This window comes from Rhizobium phaseoli, assembly GCF_010668805.1.
In the GTDB taxonomy this organism is placed as follows: domain Bacteria; phylum Pseudomonadota; class Alphaproteobacteria; order Rhizobiales; family Rhizobiaceae; genus Rhizobium; species Rhizobium phaseoli_A.
Genome location: NZ_WUFT01000017.1, coordinates 131,072 through 148,505 on the forward strand (window position 1 = coordinate 131,072; position 17,434 = coordinate 148,505).

13 protein-coding genes and 1 pseudogene are annotated in these 17,434 nt (G+C 59.6%); 5 read left to right on the top strand and 9 right to left on the bottom strand.

The window, feature by feature from the left end; all coding sequences use genetic code 11:
• Window positions 1–3: 3 nt before the first annotated feature.
• The gene (locus GR197_RS24185; RefSeq protein WP_164014104.1) at window positions 4–621 is read left to right on the top strand and encodes a DNA-3-methyladenine glycosylase; all 618 of its coding nucleotides are present in this window, start codon (window positions 4–6) and stop codon (window positions 619–621) included.
• Here GR197_RS24185 and GR197_RS24190 read toward each other — a convergent pair whose 3' ends face one another.
• From GR197_RS24190 to GR197_RS24200, 3 genes are read right to left on the bottom strand one after another with little or no spacing between them, the layout of a single operon-like run.
• Window positions 622–2,187: a DHA2 family efflux MFS transporter permease subunit gene (locus GR197_RS24190; RefSeq protein WP_246724676.1), complete on the bottom strand. Its 1,566-nt coding sequence runs from the start codon at window positions 2,185–2,187 to the stop codon at window positions 622–624.
• Window positions 2,180–3,403 (bottom strand): HlyD family secretion protein, encoded by a 1,224-nt coding sequence (locus GR197_RS24195; protein WP_164014108.1) that lies wholly within the window; start codon window positions 3,401–3,403, stop codon window positions 2,180–2,182. Before GR197_RS24195 ends, GR197_RS24190 begins: the two co-directional genes overlap by 8 nt.
• Window positions 3,396–3,860: a MarR family winged helix-turn-helix transcriptional regulator gene (locus tag GR197_RS24200; protein WP_007630654.1), complete on the bottom strand. Its 465-nt coding sequence runs from the start codon at window positions 3,858–3,860 to the stop codon at window positions 3,396–3,398. Before GR197_RS24200 ends, GR197_RS24195 begins: the two co-directional genes overlap by 8 nt.
• A 243-nt stretch (window positions 3,861–4,103) precedes the next feature.
• Between GR197_RS24200 and GR197_RS24205 the strand changes: the two genes are divergently transcribed.
• From GR197_RS24205 to GR197_RS24215, 3 genes are all read left to right on the top strand, one after another.
• Window positions 4,104–5,648 (top strand): cation:proton antiporter, encoded by a 1,545-nt coding sequence (locus tag GR197_RS24205; RefSeq protein WP_164014110.1) that lies wholly within the window; start codon window positions 4,104–4,106, stop codon window positions 5,646–5,648.
• Between the two features lie 260 nt (window positions 5,649–5,908).
• Window positions 5,909–7,087, top strand: a complete 1,179-nt coding sequence (locus tag GR197_RS24210; protein WP_164014112.1) for an efflux RND transporter periplasmic adaptor subunit — start codon at window positions 5,909–5,911, stop codon at window positions 7,085–7,087.
• Window positions 7,084–10,269 (top strand): efflux RND transporter permease subunit, encoded by a 3,186-nt coding sequence (locus GR197_RS24215; RefSeq protein WP_164014114.1) that lies wholly within the window; start codon window positions 7,084–7,086, stop codon window positions 10,267–10,269. The genes GR197_RS24210 and GR197_RS24215 overlap by 4 nt, the downstream gene beginning before the upstream one ends.
• Window positions 10,270–10,298: 29 nt before the next feature.
• Here the strand turns inward: GR197_RS24215 and GR197_RS24220 are convergent.
• Together GR197_RS24220 and GR197_RS24225 are read right to left on the bottom strand one after the other, a co-directional pair.
• A pseudogene (locus tag GR197_RS24220) lies at window positions 10,299–10,577 on the bottom strand (transposase); the annotation flags it as partial.
• Between the two features lie 112 nt (window positions 10,578–10,689).
• A complete protein-coding gene (locus GR197_RS24225; protein WP_164014116.1) occupies window positions 10,690–10,995 on the bottom strand; it encodes a hypothetical protein in 306 nt (101 codons plus the stop codon).
• A gap of 1,002 nt (window positions 10,996–11,997) precedes the next feature.
• On the opposite strand from GR197_RS24225, the gene GR197_RS24230 reads away from it, so the two are divergent.
• Complete coding sequence (locus tag GR197_RS24230; protein WP_246724677.1) at window positions 11,998–13,146, top strand: alpha/beta hydrolase; 1,149 nt, start codon at window positions 11,998–12,000, stop codon at window positions 13,144–13,146.
• A gap of 69 nt (window positions 13,147–13,215) precedes the next feature.
• Here GR197_RS24230 and GR197_RS32495 read toward each other — a convergent pair whose 3' ends face one another.
• The 4 genes from GR197_RS32495 to GR197_RS24250 form a co-directional block, all read right to left on the bottom strand.
• Window positions 13,216–13,470 (bottom strand): hypothetical protein, encoded by a 255-nt coding sequence (locus GR197_RS32495; RefSeq protein ID WP_164014120.1) that lies wholly within the window; start codon window positions 13,468–13,470, stop codon window positions 13,216–13,218.
• Between the two features lie 504 nt (window positions 13,471–13,974).
• Window positions 13,975–15,672 (bottom strand): SulP family inorganic anion transporter, encoded by a 1,698-nt coding sequence (locus GR197_RS24240; protein ID WP_164014122.1) that lies wholly within the window; start codon window positions 15,670–15,672, stop codon window positions 13,975–13,977.
• A gap of 406 nt (window positions 15,673–16,078) precedes the next feature.
• On the bottom strand, window positions 16,079–16,660 hold the full coding sequence (locus GR197_RS24245; protein ID WP_164014124.1) for an OmpA family protein: 582 nt from the start codon (window positions 16,658–16,660) through the stop codon (window positions 16,079–16,081).
• Window positions 16,661–16,664: 4 nt separating this feature from the next.
• The gene (locus GR197_RS24250; protein ID WP_164014126.1) at window positions 16,665–17,087 is read right to left on the bottom strand and encodes a cysteine rich repeat-containing protein; all 423 of its coding nucleotides are present in this window, start codon (window positions 17,085–17,087) and stop codon (window positions 16,665–16,667) included.
• Window positions 17,088–17,434: the final 347 nt, after the last annotated feature.

The window sequence follows — 17,434 nt, forward strand, 5'->3', positions numbered from 1 at the left end:
CGGATGTTATCTGCGTCAGCCATGATCGATGGTGGAATGATATCAGGCGCGATCGGCGCCGGCGCGCTTGCCGGCGAAAACCTCAAGGCGTTTTTCGAACGCGACGCGATCACTGTCTCCCGCGACCTGCTCGGCTGCCATCTCACTGTCAATGGCGTCGGCGGACGCATCACCGAGACCGAAGCCTATTTCCCCGATGACGAGGCCTCGCATAGCTTTCGTGGCCCAACCAAGCGCAACGGCGCCATGTATGGCCGGCCCGGCAATGTCTACATTTACCGCATATATGGCATGTATTGGTGCCTGAACTTCGTCTGCCATCCGGGCTCGGCCGCGCTCATTCGCGCTCTGGAGCCGGAAACGGGAATCCCTCTCATGATGGAGCGGCGCGGCACCGAGACGCTGACTGCACTCTGCAGCGGCCCCGGCAAACTCTGCCAGGCGCTCGGCATCGATATTCAGATCAACGACCGGCTGCTCGACCGCCCGCCCTATGCGCTCACGCCCTCCGCGCCGGTGCCCATTGTTTCGGGAAAACGCATCGGCATCACCAAAAATGCCGACGCACCATGGCGCTTCGGCATTCAGGGCTCGCGTTATCTCAGCAAACCGTTCCGCTGATTATTCCATGACCGCACTATGGTCCATGGCGGGCGCTGCTTTCGGCTTGCGCAGCAAGAGCACCAGCGGAATGACCGCGAGCGACATCACCATCAGCAGCTTGAAATCGTCCATATAGGCAATGATCGTCGATTGAAGGGTGATGATCTCGTTGAGGGAAGCGCGCCCCGCCGCCGTCAGCGGACTGAGCCCCTGCGCCGCCACGGCATTGAAGGCGTGGTTGAACGGCGTCACATAGGCCGCGATCGATTCATGATTGCTCTGCGTGTTTTCGACGATCAACGCTGCGACGATCGAAATACCGACCGAGGAGCCGATGTTGCGCGACAGGTTGTAGAGCCCGGTGCCGTCGCCACGCATATGGGCGGGCAGCGTGGCGAAAGCGATGGTTGTCAGGGGCACGAACAGGAAACCGAGGCCGGCGCCCTGGATGAAGCCGACCGAGACGATCGTCCATTGCGAAACGTCGGGCGTCCAACCCGTCATGTCGTACATCGCCCAGGCGGTCAGGCCGAGGCCTAGCACCAGCAGCCAACGCGTATCGACCTTGCCGATCAGCCGCCCGACGATGAACATGCAGAGCATGGTGCCGAGCCCGCGCGGCCCCATGACGATGCCGGCGGTGATGACGGGATAGCCCATCAGCGTCTGCAGGTATGGCGTCATCAGCGCCAGCGAGGCGAGATAGGTGATGCCGATCACGAAGATGAAGATCATGCTGATGGTAAAATTCTGGTCGAGAAACAGCTTCGGATTGACGAAGGATTTCTCCGCCGTCAGCGTATGCACGATCAGCAGATAGAAAGCGGAAGCGCAGATCAGCGCCTCGAGCATGATCTCGCCGGAGGAGAACCAGTCGAGCTGCTCGCCGCGGTCGAGGAAGAGCTGCAGCGAGGCGATGCCGAGACTCATCATCCCGAACCCGAACCAATCCAGTTTGGCGAGGAAATCCCTCTTGGTTTCGGTGACGAAGATGACGATGCCGGCGAAGGCAAGCGCGCCGATCGGAATGTTGATGTAGAACACCCAGCGCCAGCTGATGTTATCAGTCAGCCAGCCGCCGATGACCGGGCCGAGCACCGGCCCGACCATCACCGAGACGCCGAAGAGGGCCATGGCCGACCCGCGCTCCTCGACGGTATAGATGTCGAGAAGGATGCCCTGCGAAAGCGGCACCAGCGATGCGCCGAACAGACCCTGCAGCAGGCGGAAGGCGACGATCTGATTCAACGATTGCGCCAGGCCGCATAGGATCGAGGCGGCCACGAAGCCGGCGATAGCGACGAGCAGCACGCGCTTGCGGCCGAACTTGGCGGCAAGGAAGCCTGATGGCGGCGTCATGATCGCCGCCGCGACGATGTAGGAGGTCAGGACCCAGTTGATCTGGTCGGCAGAAGCCGACACGCTGCCCTGAATATAGGGCAGCGCCACGTTGGCGATCGTCGTGTCCAGCGCCTGCATGATGACGGCGAGGATGACGCAGGCCGTGATTGCGCCGCGATTGGCAACCGGGGTCGCCGAGGAATCGGCAACCGAGGTCGCCGGGGAAGCGGAAGCGTTACTCATCATCCCCGCCCTGAGGCCGCCCCAGAAGCTTGTTGACGAAATCGGGCAGGCCGCGGGCATGACCGGTCTCGACATCGACCACCGTGCTCATGCCGACGCGAAGCGGCGGCCTGCCTTCGGTGTCTTCGATGGAGACGCGCATCGGAATGCGCTGAACGACCTTCACCCAATTGCCCGTGGTGTTCTGCGCCGGCAGCAGCGAGAAGCTGGAGCCGGAGGCCGGGCTAATGCTCTCGACCTTGCCCTTCCACGTCACCCCGGGATAGGTGTCGACGTAGATCTCGGCCGTCTGGCCGGGCTTGACGTAGGTAAGCTCGGTTTCCTTCGGGCTGGCGGCGATCCACAGATGATCGGTGGCAACGAGCGAGAAGGCCTGCTGCGAAGCCTGCAGGTAGGAGCCGACCTGCAGCGCGTTGACATTGGTGACGATGCCGTCGAACGGCGCCTTGACGACGCTATGGTCGAGTTCGCGCTGGGCATTGTCGACATTCGACTTGGCCTGCAGGTAGAGCGGGTTCTGCTCGATCGGCTGATCGGCAGAACCGCCGAGCTGCGCCAGCGTGGTTGCAGCTTCCGCCTTGGCGACGGTCACCTTCTGCCGAGCGGCCTCGAGATTATGCTTGGCTTCGTCATAGGCCGATTGCGTCGCGCTGCCGTTGTTGACCAGGTTCTGCTGCCGGTCGAACTGATCCTGGTAATAAGGCAGATCGGCTTGCGTCTGGGTGATCTCGGCCAGCGACTGCTGGTAGCTCGCCTTGAGATTCATGATCTGGTTGCGCTGCACGCCGAGCTGCGCCTTGGCGCCATCGAGCGCGATCTTGAAGGAATCGGCTCTGAGGCTGAAGAGCACCTGCCCCGCCTTGACCGCCTCGTTCTCGTGCACATTGATCTGCTCGACGATACCCGAGACATCGGTGGTAAGCCCGACCATGTCGGCCTGGAGATAGGCGTTGTCGGTCGACATCACCTGGCCGCCGTTGACGTAATAATAACCGCCGACGACGAGTGCCACCGGCAGCAGGGCAAACAGGATCGGCCGCGTGAGACTGCGCCGGCGGCGGACCTTGATGCCGCCAGGCACAGCCACGGCGGCAGCCGGCGCTGAATTGGATGAAGGCGCTTCGGCTACCGTTTCCTGCTGTTGCGTTTGGTTGTCTTCGACAGGCGTCTTGGCATTGGCGTCGGCAACGACGCGGAGGGGGGATTGATCAGCCATCGTTCGTCTCGTTCTCGTCAACCGGGCTCCGGCATGCCTGAACCAGGTTCGTCTTCATTACGGATAGGGTGTGGAAAAGCTGCTCGCGCTGCTCGGCCGAAACGCTTTGCAGCGCTTCCGCGCGGGTGGTGTCGCCAATCTCGCGCATTTCGGCGAGCAGCGGATGCGCCTCTTCGCGCATGTAGAGCAACCAGATGCGCCGGTCGGTCGGGTGCTGACGGCGCTCGATCAGCCCGCGTTCGGCGAGTTTATCGAGGATGCGCACCAGCGTGATCGGCTCGACCTCGAGGATTTCGGCAAGCCCACTTTGATGGATGCCTTCATTGTTCGAGAGATAGGCAAGCGTCTGCCATTGCGATCGGGTCAGCCCAAGGCACTTCGCCCGCTGCTCGAACCGCTTGCGCAGCAGCCGCGCGACGTCGTGGAGAAGGAAGCCGAGGGTAGGAGTGGCGTTCATGAAAACCTGCGACCGATATTTATAAGCATACTTATAATATGGATAGATATATTGAGCTTGTGTGATGCACAAGGGTAGGGGCGGCAGATTCGGCCGCCGCGGCGAAAATGTCGCAGGCCCGCCGACCTATCCTGGATTCCCCTCTATCCCCCGTTCGAGACGCCAGACGGTAGACGTGGCCCAGCTTCGCCCTAGTTCCGCGATAGGAACAGCCTCCGCGGGAGGCGCGCATTGGGGAACTCCATGGCGTTCTTCGAAAGCATGTTGACGCTGCTGCTGGTGGCAATCGTCTTTCTGCAATTCTCCAGGAAGTTCAAAATTCCATATCCGACCATGCTGGCGATCGCCGGCGTCATCGTCGCCGCAGTACCTTGGGCGCCCGAGGTTGCGATCGATCCCGAGCTGGCACTGGCGCTGCTGGTGGCACCCGTGCTCTTCGACGCCGCCTATGATCTGCCGCCGCGGACGTTGCGACGAAACTGGCTGCCGCTCTTTTCACTTGCCGCCATCGCCGTGATCCTGACGGCCGCCGCCGTCGCCACCGTCAGCGTGACGATGGCCGGCCTGCCGCTGGCCGCTGCCGTCGCACTTGGCGCCATCGTTGCGCCGCCGGATGCCGCGGCGGCGACCGCCATGCTCGACCGTTTCACCCTGCCGCGCCAAACCTATGTGATCCTGAAGGGCGAAAGCCTGCTCAACGACGCCGTCGCGCTGCTGATCTTCAGCGCCGCGGTCGCCGCCGCCGCGAGCCCCACCTTCTTCGCCGGCGTCCTGGCGCAACTGGCGCTCGCCGTGCCTGGCGGCCTCATCCTCGGTTACCTCATGGGCCGCCTGTACATGATCGTCGGCCTGAGGCTGGCCGGCACGCTTGGCGGCACCTTGCTCGAATTCGTCGCCACCTTCGGCACATGGATCATCGCCGAGCGGCTGCACCTTTCGGCCATTCTGGCGATCGTCGTCTATGCCATGGTGATCGCCCGATACATGCCCGAGCGGCAGACCGCTCGCCACCGCATCCATTCCTATTCGGTCTGGGAAGCAGCAGTTTTCCTGCTCAACGTGCTCGCCTTCCTACTGATGGGGCTGCAGGCCCGGCAGATCGTTCTCGACCTCGACCCTGGTCGCCTGAGTTTCGCCGTCACCTTAGCCGCCGCAGTCTTCATCACCGTTATCGTCGTCCGCCTGGCCTGGGTGCTCTTCTATAATCGCGTCATGAACTTTCTCGCCGCGCGCGGACGCACGACGCAAGCGGTTCCGACATTCGCAACCAGCCTGCTTGCCGGCTGGTGCGGCATGCGCGGCCTCGTCACTCTGGCGACGGCACTCGCTCTACCGGTCGACTTTCCGGATCGCGATATCATCCTGCTCAGCGCACTGGCCGTCGTTCTCGGGACGCTCATCATCCAAGGCCTGACGCTCGGACCGCTGATCCGCTTCCTGAAATTCGACCCGGACACCTCGCTGGACCGCGACCTCGTCAGAGCCCGGGTCGCGTTGATCGATGCAGCGCTTGCCGAACTTGCCGGCGGCGAGGATAAATCCGCCCGCATCCTACGCGAGGTCTATACCTCCGAACGCGAGATCGCCGCCGATGGGAAACACCCTCGCGAGGTCAGCAGGTTGGACAAGCAGCGCCGCAACGTCATCGCCGCCAAACGCCGCAGACTGGCGGCGATGCGCCGTGCCGACGAGATCGACGACGATGTTTTTCATATGCTGGAACAGGAGCTCGACTGGGCCGAACTCGCCGTCCTGCCGCCCGGCCGCGACGAGATCGTCGAGAGCTGACGCCATCCATGACGTTTCGATGGATTTTGGAACCGCAGCCAATTGGCATTTGCTATTTTTCGCCGCTGCCGTTTATATCCGGTTCCATAGGTTACTATTTTTCCGATTTGCATTGTATGCCGGCCTTCCCTCACATCGATTGAACGCCGGGGGAAATCACGGGGGCCGAGGCCTTCGTTCAAAGCAGCAAGACATGAATAGCATCACCTTATCTTAGGATCGGCGGCAGTCTATCAGCCGTCGCGATTGGAGGGACCGGTATGAGTTACGTGCTTCGACGGATATTGATGCTCGGCTGCATCACCACGTTCATGCCTCTAGTGGCGATGGCGCAGGGTGCACCGTCTGCCCCTCCTCCGGTCACCGTCGCCAAGCCGGTCGTTCGCGATGTCATCGACAGTGACGAATTCATCGGCCGCTTCGAGCCGGTCGACGAAGTCTCCGTTCGCTCGCGCGTCGGTGGATACCTGCAGGAAATCCATTTCCAGGACGGTGCATTGGTCAAGCAGGGCGACCTGCTTTTCGTCATCGACCAGAGGCCCTTCGTAACCGCGCTCAGCCAGGCAAAGGCGACCCTCGAAGCGTCGCAATCGGCTCTGGTCTTTGCCGATGCGCAGTATAAGCGCGCGCAATCGCTTACTGCGAGCGGCAGCCAGTCGGCGCAGACGCTGGATGATCGCCGCCGCGAATTCGATTCGGCCGAGGCCAATGTCCGCGGCGCTCAGGCCGCAGCCGATCGCGCTTCTCTCGACATGGAATATACCGAAATTAAGGCGCCGCTCAGCGGCCGCATCGACCGCCGACTGATCTCGGCCGGCAACCTTGTGCAGACAGACCAGACCGTCCTGACGACCATCGTTTCGCTCGACCCGATCGATTTCTATTTCGACGTCGATGAGCGGCGCCTGCTGAATTTCGCCGACACGGCGCGCAAAATGGGCAAGGAGCTCCAGCTGGGCGGCGGCGGCCTGGATGTATCGGTCACGATCTCGGATCCCTCTGCCAAACCATTCAAGGGAAAGCTCGATTTCGCTGAGAACCGGGTCGACAATCAGAGCGGCACCATTCGTCTCCGCGCCCGCTTCCCCAACCCCGATCTCGTCCTTCAGCCCGGCCTGTTCGGCCGCATTCAGGTTGAGGCCTCCAACACCTATCAGGCGATTCTCGTCCCCGACGAGGCAATCGGTTCGGATCAGAACGAGCGCGTCGTTTATGTCGTCGCGACCGACGGCACGGTTTCGACCAAGGCGGTGCGACCCGGACCGCGGCTTTACGGCTACCGCGTGATACGCGAGGGCCTCGACGGCACCGAGACGATCATCGTCAACGGCCTGATGCGCGCCCGACCGGGTTCAAAGATCACGCCTCAAATGACCGAACTGCCGCAGGAGCGGCAGGACACTGCGCCCGAAACCGCCGGCGCGGAGAGCGGACAATGAGATTTGCTCATTTTTTCGTCGACCGGCCGATCTTTGCGGCGGTCATCTCGATCCTTCTTCTCGTCGTCGGCAGCATTGCCTATACGCAATTGCCGGTGTCCCAGTATCCCGAGATTGCACCGCCGACCATCGTCGTGCGCACCTCCTATCCCGGCGCCGACCCGCAGACGATCGCCGATACCGTTTCGACGCCGCTCGAACAACAGATCAACGGCGTCGAGGACATGCTTTACATGTCCTCGTATTCCAGCGCCGACGGCGCCATGTCGTTGACGATCACCTTCAAGCTCGGCACCGATCTCGACAAGGTCCAGGTGCTTGTCCAGAATCGCGTTTCCATCGCCCTTCCGCGTCTCCCCGAGGAAGTCCAGCGCCTTGGGGTGACCACCGACAAGAGCTCGCCTGATCTGATGATGGTGGTGCACCTGCTGTCGCCGTCGCACCGCTACGACCAGCTTTACGTCTCGAACTACGCCCGCAACCGCATTCGCGACGTTCTCGTGCGCCTCGACGGTGTCGGCGACGTGCAGATCTTCGGCGAACGCCAATATTCGATGCGAATCTGGCTGGATCCGGAAAAGCTCTCCGCCTATGGCATGACATCAGACGACGTCGTCTCCGCCCTGAGGGACCAAAACGTCCAGGTATCGGGCGGCAAGATCGGTGCCCCGCCGGTCACCGGCAAGAATGCGTTCGAATATACGGTACGAACGGAAGGGCGCTTCTCCGATGCGCGAGAGTTCCGATATGTCATCGTGAAATCGACGACAGCCGGGCGGCTTGTTCAGTTGCAGGACGTCGCCCGTATCGAACTCGGCGCGCAGGACTACGTCACCAACAGTTATCTCAACAACGACCCCGCGGTTGCTCTCGGCATCTTCGCCCGGCCGGGAAGCAACGCGCTCGACACGGCCCATCAGATCCAGACGCTGATGAAGGACGTGTCGCAGAATTTCCCGCCGGGCCTGGAATATCGCATTGTCTATGACACGACCGAATTCATCTCGGATTCGATCACCGAAGTCTACAGGACCATCGCCGAGGCGGCCATCCTGGTGGCGATCGTCGTGCTCGTCTTCCTGCAATCCTGGCGAACCGCGATCATTCCGATCATCGCCATCCCCGTATCGCTGATCGGCACCTTCGCCGTCCTGCTGGCATTCGGCTTCTCGCTCAACATGCTCACCCTGTTCGGCTTGGTGCTGGCGATCGGCATCGTCGTCGACGACGCGATCGTGGTGGTGGAAAACGTCGAGCGCAATCTGGCCCGCGGCATGACGCCGAAGCAGGCTTCCCATGTCACGATGGACGAAGTCGGAACCGCCGTCGTCGCCATCTCGCTGGTGCTGATCGCCGTGTTCGTGCCGACAGCCTTCATCCCGGGCATATCCGGCCAGTTTTACAGGCAGTTCGCCGTGACGATCTCGGTCACCACCGCGATATCGGCGTTGAATTCACTGACACTGTCGCCCGCCCTTGCAGGCATATTGCTGAAAACACACGACCATGAAACCAGGCCCGCGAATGTCGCATCACGGCTGGGAAGAGGCCTTGCAAACGGCTTCAATCATGGGTTCGATCGGCTGAGCTCCGGCTATTCATGGATCATTCGGCATCTGGTCAGCAGCTGGGTCGGGCTGACCGCTTCGATGCTCGCCTTCGTCTGCCTGCTCGGAGCAACCTGGTACATGAGCACGCGCGTTCCCGCGGGCTTCATCCCGACCATGGACCAGGGTTACGCGATCATCGTCATACAGCTTCCCGATGGTGCCTCGCTTGCGCGTACCGACGCCGTGGTCAAACAGGTAGGCGATATTGCCCGGACCGTGCCCGGTGTCGGCAACGCCGTGCAATTTGCCGGCTTCAGCGGCGCGACATTCACCAATGCCTCGAATGCCGGCGTCGTCTTCGTGCCGTTCAAATCCTTTGCCGAACGCGAAGAAGGCGGAGAGAACGCCAACAAGATCATCGGCGAGCTTTACGGCAAACTGCAAAGCATCCAGGAAGCCTTCATCATCGCCATCCCGCCGCCGTCCGTGCGCGGCGTCGGCAATTCCGGTGGTTTCAAGATGCAGATTTCCGATCTTGAAAACGCCGACATGACGCGCGTGCTCGGTCTCGCCCGCCAGATGATGGGTGCGGCAGCCACGACCGAGGGACTGACCGGCGTCTTTACGACATTCTCCGATGCAAGCCCGCAATACTTCCTGGCGATCGACCGTGACAAGGCGCGCTTCCTGAATGTGCCGATCCCCAATATCTTCAACGCGCTTTCCATCAATCTCGGCGTCGCCTACGTCAACGATTTCAATGCGTTCGGCCGCGTCTACCAGGTCCGTGCCCAGGCCGACCGGCAATATCGCATGGACCGAGAAGACATCCTCGCCCTGAAGGTTCGATCGGCGACCGGCGCGCTGGTTCCGCTTGGAACATTGATGGATATCCAGGATGCCAGCGGCCCGGCGCTTGTCCAACGCTACAACATGTATGTCTCGGTGCCGCTTCAGGGCAATCCAACACCGGGCACATCGACGGGCGATGCCATCGCCAAGATGGAAGCGCTGGCGGCAAAGATCCTGCCGCAAGGAACAACCTTCGAATGGACGGAACTGGCCTATCAGGAGACCCATACCGGCAACACCGCCGTCTACATCTTCGCCCTGTCTGTCGTCTTCGTCTTCCTGGCCTTGGCGGCCCAGTATGAAAGCTGGGTTCTGCCGCTCGCGATCATCCTCATCGTCCCGCTTGCGGTGCTCGCGGCGTTGATCGGGGTGTCGCTGAGGGGAATGGACAACAACGTGCTGACGCAGATCGGCCTGATCGTCCTGATTGGCCTTGCGGCCAAGAACGCCATTCTGATCGTCGAGTTTGCCAGGCAAGCGGAAGACGAGGGCAAGTCGCCGGTGGAGGCAGCCATTGAGGCCAGCCATCTTCGCCTGCGCCCGATCCTGATGACGGCATTCGCCTTCATCTTCGGCGTTCTGCCGCTTGCCATCGCCACCGGCCCCGGCGCCGAAATGCGCCAGTCGCTCGGCACCGCCGTCTTTTCGGGCATGCTGGGTGTGACGATCTTCGGCCTGTTCCTGACGCCGGTCTTCTACGTCGTGCTACGCGGCCGGCGCCGCAACCGACCGGCTGAGAGGCCGGTCGAGACCGTCCCGGTCGAAAGAGAGACGGTCTGATCGCTTCGTGCCGAGGCCATTAGAGCGTTTCATGTTTTGACAGAAGCGTCGCCCGCGTTTTTCGAAATAGTTTGCGCGTTCGTCTGGTTTAATGGTGCCGACGAGGTATCCGAGATGGCGCCAGGTGTCCTCCGTGGTTCTCTTCTGGGCCAACCGCATCCGATGCTTGATCTTGGCGATTGTCTGCTCGATCGGATTGAGGTCGGGCGAGTATTTCGGCAAGAACCATAACCTGGCGCAGGCCGCTTTGATGGCATCGCGGATGGCCTTGGCTTTGTGAGAGCGAGATTGTCGAGAATGACGACGTCGTCTGACGGACATCGCGCACTTCGATAAATGGGACTGTTCGAATGACGACCGAGAAGTGGCGACAACCATCTTTGGGATGGCCTTCGCGGAAGCAACTTAACACGCGCCCGTTCAGGCGCCGGTAGGCGACTTGATAACGGCTGAACGGATCCCCTGTATCCGTTTGCGATTTTTTTCGAACTCCGCGGATGATTTCGAGGGCAGTGGTGTTTTTCCAAAGTGGCGGTTGAGTTCGATAGAAAGGGCGGCGGGCGACGTCATTCCGTCGTGATAAAGCTTGAACAGCAGTCTGACAGCGATGTTGTAATATTTCGGATCTGCGAGGCTACTTGTGGAATCGTATCCTGCGTCGTCGAGGACGCCTTGCAATACAGCCAGGTCGGACGTCCGCACAGACACGTTGAGAGTGGAAGACATTCTGTCCTCCTTCAATTTGGGGCGAAGGCCTCAAATCGACCTCCACGCAGTAGCGCCCTGAGAAACAGCCACTGAAGACTGACCGTGCGCCTAATCAATGCGGCTGGCAAATTAAATATTCGGGGATGAGCAGGAAGCGGTCAGGCTTGTGCATATCGAATATGATGCGGCCATTTCAAATAACATAGAAGCTCCCGCCTTCATGATGCTTAACGGTCCGTTGCCGCTATATCTGCCGTCGCTGAGCTGCCATTGCGGTTTGCGATCGGAATGATCGCATGCTCCGGGAGGTGGCCGTCTATATTCGATGGCCTCCTACAGCGCCGTTGTGCGGCGCAGCTACGTTTTCGAAGGGTTCATCGGGCTGCAGAACGCAACGCACTCTCAATCACATCCTGAATTGCGTTCGTAGCCGTCCAATCTCTCGCGGACTTCTGGATCTCCTCTCCAACTGCGGGCAAGAAGCTCCGTCGATGAGATGTCGACATCGAGTATGTCGGGGCTCTCCTTGCGTAATCGCTCATCGCATCAATTGAGATGCCGTGTCCGACACCCCTGATGCGGTAGGGTTCGATCGCATCTGTTCCCGCCTTGGACTTGGGCGAACCATGCCGCGATAACAAGGCGGCAATCAAAGGCCAATGACGAAACCATTGATGCCGAACAGCGAGATGCCGCCGATTTGAGGACCGCGAACTGCCGACGGCAAGGCCGAGTAATCGATGTTGCCTGACCGCCGATTCCGGAACTCAACTCGGCGCGCGTCCGGCAACATAGCGGGCCACATCCTCCTCAAGGCCTCGAAGAGCGGGGCGTATTCGGCGTGCCATTCGAGGGGGGCACAAACGGGCAATATTCCCGGGCTTTGCATTTGCTTCGCTTTTCATTTAACGGTTTCATGGGCGGTGAGTATGGGTAGTGCGGATGAGATTTGGTCAGGTCCTTCTGTCTTGTTCTCTGTTTGCCACAATGGCTGCCTGCGCGGGACGACCGGAAGACGTATTGCTTCCGGTAAAAGAACCAATTCTCAGCACATCTAAGGTCGACCTGCTGGTGGCGACGACACGTCAAACAGATGTAGCCTCTGGTGAAATGTTCTCGGGTGAGCGCGGTAAGGCATTGAGCTTTGCCAATGTTGTGGTTTCCATTCCGCCAGGCGAAGCACACAAAAGCGGCGAGGTCGAATGGCCAAAGAAGACACCCGGCAATCCTGCCACTGATTTTGTGACAGTAAAGGCAGAGAGATTAGATCTCGAGCGCGCCCGTCAATGGGTTCGGTCCGATGCCGCTGCAACGCCAAAGAGACGTGTTTTGGTGTTCGTACACGGCTTCAACAACCGCTTTGATGATGCCGTATTTCGCTCAGCACAGTTTGTCCATGACGCCGGCACACCGATCGTGCCGGTGCTGTTCACCTGGCCCTCCCGCGGCAGCATTTTCGCCTATGGCTATGATCGGGAGAGCACCAATTTTTCCCGCGACGGCTTGGAACAGGTACTCAACCTTCTTGCAAAAGATCAAACCGTCGCCGAGATAACGATCCTAGCCCATTCCATGGGCAACTGGTTGACGCTGGAGACACTCCGTCAAATGGCGATCCGCGATCGGCGGTTGCCGGCGAAGATCAAGGACGTGATGCTGGCCGCGCCGGATGTCGATGTCGACGTGTTCGCAAATGAAATCGATGACATGGGCAGCCCAAGGCCCAATTTCACTTTGCTAGTTTCTCAGGATGATCGCGCATTAGCGCTTTCACGAAGGCTCTGGGGGAGCACGGCGAGGCTCGGAGCAATCGACCCGACAGCAGAACCCTACAAGACCCAGCTTGCAGCACACAACATCACTGTCATTGATTTAACCAAGCGAAGCAGCAGCGATGGCCTTAATCACGGGAAGTTCGCATCCAGCCCCGAACTGGTTGCTCTCATTGGCGGCCGACTTGAAGACGGCCAGATTATTGATGATTGGCATGAGGGCGTGGGCGACAGGATATTCAGGGAATCGACCGATATTGGGATGTCCGTCGGCGGGATTATCGGGCTTGGAGTTGCGGCACCTGAATCGGTTGTGGATCCGACGACCAGAGAACACCTTTCAAGCGAAGTGGACGAACTGAAGGGCATGTTAAAAGATTCGGTCACCAATCGATAAAAAGCGAGCGGGTACCTCCACCTCACCAAGCCAGCTGTTTAGTCCCGGATGGTGCATTTGGAATGGCGCCTACCGCCGACCGACGCGATTAGCTGGACCGCCACGGTTCATCGGTGTTCCGGGCCGTACGCCAACTCCCGGAGCACCGACGCCAGGGGTAACGGCTCGAACAACCGGCCGCGGCCGAAGCACGACGCCTGGCCTCACCACACAGCCGACAGGATAGGCAACGTATTGACAATACACAACGGCGCCGGCTTCTTCGGCACTTATGGATACGAACACAGCCACCAGCAGCGCAGTGAATGCAATTGACAGTTTCATTCTAGCCTCCATTGGCGCTGTTTAGATTGGGTTCTTTCAAGACGTGAGGCTGAGATTGACCGGAGCTTATCCGCAACTATTGCTCGTCGCCTCCCTCGACTTGGCCGAGGTATCGTGACGCGATTAGTCACTACATCCATTAAATGGTGGAGCAGCCAGTGTATTAAAAATGGCGCATTTGTTGTCTGGGCTCGAGCACCGGAAAACGATCCGCACTTCAGTCGTCATCAAGGCTCCGTTGATGACCAACATCATGATGACAGAATAGGGTCAGAAGTCTAGGCTTGTCGGCGCAGGTCATATGAAATTGCAGTTTCCGACAAGCGGTAAATCAGAAGAACATGCAATGGCAGCAAACGATCCGAGATGGATAGTTTGGACATGCTACGCATATGATCGGTGGACAGCCGAACGCAGTTGAGAAGGGAATTATAGATTTGCTATAGCGGCTTGAGCAGGTGCACTAATCGACATTGCTCCTCGTGGCTGGACGCTGTCGAAGCCTCATTCGACAATACCGCCTTCCGGCTGCAACTTCTTTTGAATATGGCTACTTTGATACTGATCGATGCCGGTACGAACGCTAGAAAACATGCGTTCCCCTTGCAGGCGCTCGATAGAACCTGATGCCCTGATGTAATCAAGCACATCAGGGTTAAGACCGGCAAGCCAGAGCATAACGCCTTGCTCCGCAAGACTTCGCTCGCTTTCCATCAACATCTGGAGCGCCGAATATTCGATATCGAAGACCCTGCTCAGATCCAGCATGAGAACGTCGGGCTTGCGCTGGATCACCAATTCGCGAATGCGATCGGCGACCATCTGCGCGTTGACGAAAAACAGCCTACCTTCCGGCCGCACGATCAACAGCCCTTGGAAGGTCTCGTCGTCAGGATGCCGGTCCGAGAGCGGTCGGAGGGTATCGTGGCCGCGCTTGCGACCGATCACGTGGATCCGCGGGTTGGCGGCCTGGCTCGACAGGCCAACAAGTGACAGGACGATGGCGACGACGATCCCCTGAAGCGTGCCGAAGACAAGGACGCCCAGGAAAGCGGCCAGCGCCCAGCGGAATTCCATCCTGCGCACCTTCCGGATTGACGTGAATTCGGCAGGTTTGATCAGCCCGACGGAATAGACAATGACGATTGCCGCCAAGGCTGCCTGGGGCAGAAGGCCAAGCAGCGGAGCGAGAACCAACATGGTGGCGAGCGAGACGGCCGCCGTGACCATTGACGCCTTCTGCGTTCGCCCTCCGACGGCCCGCACCACTGCGGTCTGCGATGTGCCACCCCCAGCAGGCATCGCCCCGAAGAAAGCGCCGGACAGGTTCGCGAGGCCGGTGGCAACCAGTTCCCGGTTTGCCCGGATCGGCGGTTCCGGGGGTGCGGCAAAGGCGCGGCCGGCGGCGATGGTCTCGGTAAAGCTCATCAGCGCGATGCCGATCGCGCCCGGAAGCAATTTCTCGACCAGGTCGATCGTCGGCAACGTCAGCGAGGGCAGTGCCTGCGGGATGTGGCCAACGATGGAGACGCCGCGCGTGCTCAAGGCGAACAGCCAGGATGCCGCGATGGCGCCCGCCACCACGGCGAGCGGAGCCGGCGAGTGCGGCCAGGCCCGTTCCATCAACAGGAGCAGCACGACAGCCACTGCGCCGACCAGGGCCGTTATTGCCGACGTCTCGGGAAAATGCTGCAGCAGGCTCAATATATCCCGGAAAAAACCTTCCTTGGCAAAATGGAGACCGAAAAGCTTCGGTATCTGGTCGAGAACGATCACTAGCCCGATGCCGGCCTTGAAGCCGGTCAACACAGGCGACGAGATGAAATTGGCGACGAATCCGAGCCGGAGCGCCGAAGCGATGATCAGCAGCAAACCCGTCAGCGCAGTCAATGTCGCGGTTGCCGTGATCAGCCTGGCAGGATCGCCATCGGGCACGACAAGCGCCAGTTCTCCCGCGGTCAGGATCGCCAGCGTGGTCGTCGAGCTGACGCTTAGCACGCGCGATGTCCCCAACAGCGCGTAGACGACCATCGGCACAAAGGCGGTGTAGAACCCGACGCTCACGGGCAATCCGGCAACGGTGGCGTAGGCCATGGCCTTCGGCAAGACAACCGCCGCCGCCGTCAGTCCGGCAATGAGATCCGGCCCCAATGTCCCGTTTGGCGATTTGATCGGGCTGTCAGGACTCGATGACCGGAGCATGGTTTCCTCTTTTCCGTATCAGTCGCTGGCGACGGCGGAGAAAAACAGGTCCGGCATGCAGACCGATCATCGCGACTGATCCTGCAAGACCGAGCGCCGTCATCAGCGACACCGCGGCATCCGGTATGCGGTCGAAAACCGGATGACGTGTCCGCAGATGCCCGACCAAGCAGCCCGGAGCAGCGCGCCAACACTCGCAGTCAAGGAAAACCGCATGTCTCCGACAGGAGAATGGTGGCTTGGGCTGATGTCACAGGGAAGTATTTTACAGGGCTGGTTAGCGCAACATACCGTATAATACAGCCGAGTGAGAACGCCTACGGGTACAATAAAATCGCAGATAGGAGTCAAATACGTTAGACGCGGGACATCCTATTTGCTGTCCCGCGTTGGCACCTTTTTTGTATCACGACTTCTTTTTGAAAACGCCGAGGTTGATGAGTTGCACACGCCGGTTGGTTGAGCCTTCGGCATTTGTGCCTGCTATTGGCAGATGTTCGCCAACCCCAACTGCGTAGAGACGTTGAGGGTCTACAGCGAACGTCGTTGCCAAAGCCTCTTTGATCGCCGCCGCGCGCTGCTCGCTGAGCTCAAGGTTGTGCTTGTCGTCACCCGTCGAACTTGCATGACCAACGATCAGAAATTTATAGTCCCACAAATTCGGATGATGCAGGGCGTCCGCCAGCAGACCAAGCGTACGATAAGACTGCGGTTGGATCGCGACGGAATCGTTCTCAAAATTGATCTCGACGACCATCTGGGGCAGCTTCGCGATCCGCTTCCAATTCGGCAGAGCCGACATCGGCTTGTCACCGCCATTGACGGCTTCTTGCCGCAGGATTTCAAGGTCAATCGCAGGCGCTGCCGACGTCAGCTTGCCAAGTCCTTTGACGATCCGGTCCTGCGTCACTTCTTGGCTTAGCGCCAGGCTTGGGACAAACATGCAAGCGATCAGCAAAACTAGAGTTTTCAACCAGGCACTTTTCATCGACTCATCTCCATCCCGCATCGGTGATCACCTGATTGCATTCGGTGCTGACCCGCGGTTCCTTCTTGACCAAACACGCGAGAACGAAGCCATCCCCCTTAATACCGGAACAGCGCTTCGACATGTCCCTCTTGCATACTTGTTCATAGGACATCTGAGCATGCTCGCGCTGGGTGATGGACTGGAACACAGTCGTCAACGAGGCTTTACAGCTAGGTGACACTTTGGCAGCGTTCTGCTGCAAGCAGTCGGCAATCCGGCCACTCCCGAGATTCAATCCCTTGCATAGCTTCTGTATGTCGGACCCACACTCGGACGCAAGATTTGTCACGGCATCGGCGTAGCTCAACGTTTGCGCAGACGCTGACATGACAAAGCCGATCGACGCAAATGCGGCGGCCGCCAGTATAATTTGCCGTTTAGGCATGTCGTCTCCTTCAGAGTTTCAGGAAGCAGTCAAACTGGACCGGAGAAGGATGCACGGTCTATCGCAAGAAGGGGCGTATATTACGGTAACGCACATTGAGCAGCTGTCCTGGGGAAAAGCCGCTCGGATGCAGCGGCACCAATTTTGATGCCCGCAACTGAAGCTGCTGCTCGCATTGACGAAAGATGACGAGTCCCGCCGACAATACCGCTTGTACCGTTGACCTGCCACTGAGGATTTCCTCCAGAATTGATTAGAGTCCGGCCCATCAAAGGACGGACGAATGAAGAAGCAGAGATTTACCGAAGAGCAGATTATTGCGGTGCTGAAGGAGCAGGAGGCTGGTG